Origin of the sequence: Microbacterium sp. Leaf351 (assembly GCF_001423825.1) — a bacterium.
GTDB lineage: Bacteria > Actinomycetota > Actinomycetes > Actinomycetales > Microbacteriaceae > Microbacterium > Microbacterium ginsengisoli.
In genome coordinates this window covers 219,727-226,718 of record NZ_LMPK01000015.1, presented here as the reverse complement: position 1 = coordinate 226,718, position 6,992 = coordinate 219,727, and the positions used below count along the sequence as shown (strand labels likewise).

3 protein-coding genes and 1 pseudogene are annotated in these 6,992 nt (G+C 73.4%); 2 read left to right on the top strand and 2 right to left on the bottom strand.

The features are described 5' to 3' along the window. Positions 1-294: 294 nt before the first annotated feature. Positions 295-852, bottom strand: coding sequence for a phosphorylase family protein (locus ASG00_RS06770; RefSeq protein ID WP_045247723.1), 558 nt, complete (start codon positions 850-852; stop codon positions 295-297). Position 853: 1 nt separating this feature from the next. Further along, a complete protein-coding gene (locus ASG00_RS06765; RefSeq protein ID WP_056207768.1) occupies positions 854-2,926 on the bottom strand; it encodes an NAD(+) synthase in 2,073 nt (690 codons plus the stop codon). Between the two features lie 119 nt (positions 2,927-3,045). Between ASG00_RS06765 and ASG00_RS06760 the strand changes: the two genes are divergently transcribed. Beyond that, positions 3,046-6,579: a TM0106 family RecB-like putative nuclease gene (locus tag ASG00_RS06760; RefSeq protein ID WP_056207765.1), complete on the top strand. Its 3,534-nt coding sequence runs from the start codon at positions 3,046-3,048 to the stop codon at positions 6,577-6,579. A 222-nt stretch (positions 6,580-6,801) separates the two neighbouring features. Beyond that, positions 6,802-6,992: pseudogene (locus ASG00_RS17520) on the top strand (transporter); the annotation flags it as partial.

Genomic DNA, 6,992 nt, shown 5'->3' with positions numbered 1-6,992 from the left:
CCCCGTCCGCGTGTGTTCCTGTTTTCCGTACCTGCCCGGCACGGCCCGGTGCCGGTGCCCGCCGTGCGCTCCTGCCCGCGTGGACACAGGCGAACGCGCGAGAACAGGCGGCATCCTCGCGATTCCTCCTGCGTCCGCCAGGTCTCCTGCGCTCGGCACCTGCTTGGCGCGACCCCGCGGCGGTGCTCGGCGCGACCCCGCACCGGAGCCTCGACCCCGCAGCCCGCTTCGCGCGACCCCGTGGCGGTACGCGGCCCGCGCAAGCCCCGGCACACGGCCCGGCCGGGCCTGCCCTCAGGCCCCGTAGAGCCCGGCGAGGTGGGTGTAGAGCTGGGCGCTGCAGTGGGCGACGGTCTCGTCCCACAGCTGAGTGGCGCCGTCCTGCGCGCTGTCGGAGATCGCCTTGAACACGCGGATCGGCACCGCGTACTCGTGCGCGACCCAGATGTAGGCGAACGTCTCCATGTCGACCAGCTGCGCGCCGAGCTCGCGGATCGCGACCACGGCGTCGGCGTCGTCGATGAACCGGTCGCCGGTGGCGATGACGACACCCGGATGCCCCGTCTCGACGGTCGACGGAAGCGAGACGTGCTGCCCCACGATGCCGTCGAGGTCGGTCACGTCGTGCTGCAGCGCGGCGGAGATCTCGTGCACACCGGCGGCGAGGCCGGCGTCGAGCTGTCCCGCGGTGCCGACGACGACGATCTCGTCGACCTCGCCGCGCTCGAGGGCCCGGGTCAACTCGACCGCGGCCTTGAGCTTGCCGGGTCCGGTGACCAGGCGCGAGAAGCCGGGCAGCTCCAGCGGGAACCCGACGAGCTCGGAGTTCAGGGCGGCGACCAGCAGGCGCATGTTAGTTGTCTCCCGGGGCGGTGGTGTCGAGGGCGGCATCGAGTTCGGCGATCCAGGCGCGGGCGTTGCCGTCGCTCGGCGCCCGCCAGTCGCCGCGCGGCGACAGTGATCCGGCGGGCGACACCTTCGGGCCGTTGGGGATGGCCGTGCGCTTGAACTGCGCGAACCCGAAGTAGCGCGACAGGAACACGCGCAGCCACCGGACGATCTCGGCCCGGTCGTAGCTCGGCCGCTCGCCCTCGGGGAACCCGGCGGGCCAGGAGCCGACTGCGGCATCCGCCCAGGCGCGCTCGGCGAGGAACGCGATCTTCGAGGGCCGCAGCCCGTAGCGCAGCACGTGGAACAGGGCGAAGTCGTGCAGGGAATACGGCCCGATGGTGTCCTCGGTGGACTGCACGTTGCCGTCGGCATCGGCCGGCACGAGCTCGGGGCTGATCTCGGTGTCGAGCACCGACTGCAGCACCACGGCGGTCGCGGCATCCACCCCTTCGCCCTCGGCGATGACCCAGCGGATGAGGTGCTGGATGAGCGTCTTCGGCACGCCCGCGTTGACGGCGTAGTGGCTCATCTGGTCGCCGACGCCGTACGTCGCCCAGCCGAGGCCGAGCTCGGAGAGGTCGGAGGTGCCGATGACGATGCCGCCGTGACGGTTCGCGAGGCGGAAGAGCACGTCGGTGCGGGCGCCCGCCTGCACGTTCTCGAACGTCACGTCGTAGACGGGCTCGCCGCTCGCGTAGGGGTGCCCGATCGCGCCGAGGAGGTCGTGGGCGACCGGGGTGATGTCGATCGTCTCGACCGTCGCACCGATCGCCTCGGCGAGCGCGACGGCGTTCGAGCGGGTGTGGTCGCTGGTCGCGAACCCCGGCAGCGTGTAGGCGAGGATGTCGCTGCGCGGCCGCCCGGCGCGGTCCATGGCCCGTGCGACGACGAGCAGTGCATGCGTCGAGTCGAGGCCGCCGGAGACACCGATCACCGGCTTCGGGTGGCCGATGGCGGCGAGGCGCTGCTCGAGACCGGCGACCTGGATGTGGAAGGCTTCGTAGCAGTCCTGCGCGAGACGGGCCGGATCCGCGGGCACGAACGGGAACCGCGCGACATCCCGTCGCAGGCCCACATCGCTCAGGGGCGGGTCGAGCCGCCACGGCACGACCACCGGGGCGCCGGGCACGAGTGCGGCGCGGTTGTCGTCGAACGTTCCCTGTCGCTGGCGGTCCTGGCGGATGCGGTCGAGGTCGACGTCGACGATGCTCGCGCGCGCCCCCTCGGGGAAGCGCTCGGTGCGCGCCAGCACGGTGCCGAGCTCGGCGATGAGGGTCTGCCCGTCCCACGCGACGTCGTTGGTCGATTCGCCCATGCCGGCGGCGGCATATGCGTACGCCGCCAGGCCGCGGAGCGACTGCGAGCGCACGAGCAGCTCGCGGTCGTCTGCGCGCGCGATGGTGATGGGGCTGCCCGACAGGTTCAGCAGCACGGTCGCGCCCTGCAGGGCGGCGGTCGACGACGGGGGCACGGGCACCCACAGGTCCTCGCAGATCTCGGCGTGGACGACGAGGCCGGGCACATCGGATGCCGCGAAGTGCAGCTGCGTGCCGAACGGCACCGTTCCGAGCGGCCCGAGGTCGGCGACATCCGTGTCGGCGTCGGCTCCGGAGGCGTACCAGCGCCGCTCGTAGAACTCGCGGTAGGTCGGCAGCGAGGTCTTCGGCACGACGCCGAGCACACGCCCGCGGTGGATGGCGACCGCGCAGTTGTAGAGGCGGCTCCCGATCCGCAGCGGCGCGCCGACGAACAGCAGCGGCAGCAGATCGGCGGATGCCGCGGCCACCGCGCCGATCGCGTCGATCACGGCGTCGAGCAGCGGGTCCTGCAGCACGAGGTCGTCGATCGCGTATCCGCTGAGACCGAGCTCGGGGAAGACGGCGACGGCGACGGCGTCGTCGTGCAGCCGGCGGGCCTCCGCGATCGTCGCCGCGGCGTTGCGCGCGGGGTCGGCGATCGCGAGCGGAAGGGTCACCGCGGCGACACGGGCGAACCCGTGGCGATAGGCGCTCGCGAACGGCAGGGCGGTGGTCACGCGTCCAGTCTGGCACTGCGGGCCGTCGGCCCGCGCGCCGGCGACGGGGCACGGCGGCCACGGCGGCGCAGCGGCGGTGTCGGCGGCGGCCGTTAGGGTCGAGCGGGAGAGGACGTCCCATGCGCTACATCGAGGCCGCAGGCCCACAGCCCGCCCGCATCGTGTGGAGCGCGAGCGACTTCAAGGCCGCCGCCGAGTGCGAATTCGCCTGGCTGCGCGCCATCGACGCGAAGCTCGGCCGCGTGCCCGCGGTCGACGAGCCCGACGACCCCACCCTCGAGCGCGCCGGCCGCCTCGGCACGCAGCACGAGCTGCGCGTGCTCGAGCGCTACCGCGAGACGCATCCGGGAACCGTCGTCGAGATCCCCGAGACGCGCTCGGCCGATGCGACGGCGATGGATGCCGCGGTCACCGCGACCGTGCGGGCGCTCGGCGACCCGGCGGCGTCCGTCGTCTACCAAGCCGCGTTCGCGACCGGCGAGTTCGTCGGGTTCGCCGACTTCCTGCTGCGCGGCGACGACGGACGCTGGATCGTGCAGGACACCAAGCTCGCCCGCCACGCCCGTGTCACCGCGCTCATGCAGCTCGCCGCCTACGTCGACCAGCTCGACCGGCTGGGTATCGCCCGCGCCGACGAGGTCGAGCTGCTGCTCGGCGACGGCACGACGAGTGTGCACCGGGTCGCCGACCTGATGCCCGTGTTCACGCTGCGGCGGGAGCGCCTGCGCGCCCTGATCGCCGACCGTGACCTCGCCGCCGGGGCGTCCGGCACGCCGATCGCCTGGGGAGACGACCGCGGCGCCCTGCACGTCGTGGCGTGCGGCCGGTGCGCGACGTGCGACCTTGAGGTGGTCGGCCAACGCGACCTGCTGCTCGTCGCCGGCATGCGCCCGGTGCAGCGCGAGCGGATGCGCGCGGGGGGTGTCGACACGATCGACGCGCTGGCCGCGGCATCCGCCCCGCCTGAGGGGCTCGGCGCCGAGGTGTGGGAATCGCTGCGCACGCAGGCGCGGCTGCAGCTGGCGAGCGAGCGGCAGCAGACGGATGCCGCGTCCCGCCCGCCCGCGCCTGCGTACGAGGTGGTGTCGGCGGCCGCGCTCGGTGCGCTGCCGCGGCCCGATCACGGCGACCTGTTCTTCGACTTCGAGGGCGACCCGCTCTACACCGAGCACACCGGCGGCGCGAACGTGTGGGGCATCGACTACCTGTTCGGGTGGGTCGACACCCGCGAGCAGTACAGCGCCCTGTGGGCGCACACCTTCGCCGACGAGAAGCGCGCGCTCGAGCAGTTCGTCGATCTGATCGAGCTGCGCCGGCGCACCCATTCGGGCCTGCACATCTACCACTACGCGCCGTACGAGCCGACGCATCTGCTGCAGATGGCCGCGCGGCACGGCACCCGCGAGGCCGAGGTCGATCGGCTGCTGCGCGAGGGTGTGTTCGTCGATCTCTACCCGATCGTGCGGCGGGCGCTGCGGGTGGGGTCCCGCTCCTACTCGATCAAGAAGCTCGAGCCGCTCTACATGGGCGACGACCTGCGCACGAGCGACGTGCAGCGCGGCGACGACTCGATCGTGCGCTACGTCGAGGCGCGGGCGGCCGCAGACGACGGCGACGACGCGGCCGCGGCGGCGATCCTCGACGACCTGGCCGAGTACAACCGCGACGACTGCGTCTCCACTCTGCGGCTGCGCGACTGGCTGGTCGCCCGCGCGCGCGACGCCGGGCTCTATCCCGCCCGCGATGTCACCCCCGAGGAGACGCCCTACGAGCCGTCGCCGACATCGGTCGCCCTCAGCCGACGGGCGACGGATGCCACGGCCCTCACGTCGCCCGACGACCCCGACGTGCGTGCGCTGGCGCTCGCCGCGGCCGCCATCGACTACTACCCGCGCGAGGCGAAGACGTTCTGGGCGGGTCACTTCCTGCGGCTGCGCGAGCCGGTGTCGCTCTGGGAGCAGACCCGTGACGTGGTGGTCGTCGACGCGGCCCGCAGTCGGGTCGTGACCGACTGGCACCGCGGCGACGGGCAGCGGGTCGACCGTCGCATCATCGAGCTGCACGGCGACGTCGCGCCCGGCACCCGGCTGAGCGAGGGCTCCGATCCGTTCGCGCTCTACCCCATGCCTGCGCCCTACCCGATCGCCCAGCCGTCGCCGCGGTGGATCCACGCCGGCCGCACCGTTCAGGTGCTCGAGGTGCTCGACGACGGCGCGGTGATCGCCGAGTTCGCCGTCGACGGCGAGACGTGGGACACGCTGCCGATCGCACTGACTCCGCCGCGGCCCCCGCAGGCCGCCGGGCAGCAGACCGCGATCGACGCATGGGCCGAGGGGCTGCTCGACGCCGCCCCCGGGTTCCCCGACGACCCCGCGACCGATCTGCTGCGCCGCCGTCCGCCGCGTCTGCGCGGGCGTCAGCTCACCTCGAGCCCGCACGGGCGCGCGGCGGGCGAGCTGGCGGCGACGATCGCGGCATCCGTCGCCGACCTCGACCGCAGCTACCTGGCCGTGCAGGGTCCTCCGGGCACCGGCAAGACCTACGTCGGTGCCCGGGTGATCGCGAGCCTCGTGCGCGACCGCGGGTTCCGGGTCGGTGTGGTCGCGCAGTCCCATGCCGTCGTCGAGCACATGCTCGAAGGGGTCATCGCCGCCGGGGTGCCCGCCGTGCAGGTGGCGAAGGCGCCGAAGGATCCGGCATCGACCGGTCACGCGTTCACGGCGATCCGCAAGAACGGGATGGCCGGGTTCATCGCCGACCAGCCGGGCGGGTTCGTCGTCGGCGGCACCGCCTGGGACTTCGCGAACACCAACCGCGTTGCGCGCGGCGGGCTCGACCTGCTCGTGATCGACGAGGCGGGGCAGTTCTCCCTCGCCTCGACCATCGCCGTCTCGCTCGCCGCCCCGCGCCTGCTGCTGCTCGGCGACCCGCAGCAGCTGCCGCAGGTCAGTCAGGGAACGCATCCCGAGCCGGTCGACACGTCCGCGCTCGGGTGGGTGATGGCGGATGCCGCGGTGCTCCCGCCGACCCACGGCTACTTCCTCTCGCGCACCTGGCGCATGCATCCGCGTGTCGCCGCCCCGGTCTCGACCCTGTCCTACGACGGTGCGCTCGCCTCCGCCCCCGACGCCGGGCTCCGCTCGCTCGCCGGCATCGAGCCGGGCCTGCATCCGCTGCCCCTCGCCCACGAGGGCAATGCCGTGCAGTCGCCCGAAGAGGCCGCCGAGGTCGTGCGACTCGCCCGCGACCTGGTGGGTCGCACGTACACCGACCCGGGCGATCCCGATGCCGCGGGCGGACGGGCGCTCGCGGCATCCGATCTGATCGTGGTCACCCCGTACAACGCGCAGCAGGTGCTCGTCGAGGAGGCGCTCGCCGGCGCCGGTCTCGCCGACGTGCGGGTGGGCACGGTGGACCGCTTTCAGGGGCAGGAGGCGGCGGTCGCGATCGTGAGCCTCGCCGCGTCGTCCGGGCGGGCGGCGCCGCGCGGACTCGAGTTCCTGCTGCTGCAGAACCGGCTCAACGTCGCGGTCTCGCGGGCGAAGGTCGCCGCCTACGTGATCTATTCGCCCGCTCTGCTCGACGACCTGCCGTACACCCCGGCCGGCGTCGCGCGCCTGAGCGCGTTCGCTCGGCTCGTCGGCGTCGCCTGACCCCAGGCCCGCGGCGCGCTCGACGACGCCGGCCGCGTCGCGGCACCCCTCGCGCACGCCCACCGGCAGGTGCCGCGACGCCGAGCGACGTGCCGCCGTGAGGATCTCGTCAGGATGCCCCGAACAGGTCATGTCGGTCGGCTACCATCGAGCGGCTTCGCCGCGCTCCACCCGCTGTCCCGAGTCGGAGCGGCGCGACCGCCCCGAGAGAGGAGCCCGCCCATGCCCTTGGTCGACAACGCCATCTACGTCGACGGTCGCCGCGCCGAGACACCCGGCACGCTCGATGAGACCTACCGGCTGCACGACGATCGCGGAGGGCTCGCCTGGATCGGGCTCTACCGTCCGAGCGCCGAAGAGGTCGCCTCGGTCGCCGCCGAGTTCGACCTGCACCCGCTCGCCGTTGAGGACGC

Bases quoted from the DNA above. Each gene is read 5' to 3' on its own strand.
- ASG00_RS06770 (WP_045247723.1), bottom strand. From the start codon at position 852: ATGCGCCTGCTGGTCGCCGCCCTGAACTCCGAGCTCGTCGGGTTCCCG.
- ASG00_RS06760 (WP_056207765.1), top strand. From the start codon at position 3,046: ATGCGCTACATCGAGGCCGCAGGCCCACAGCCCGCCCGCATCGTGTGG.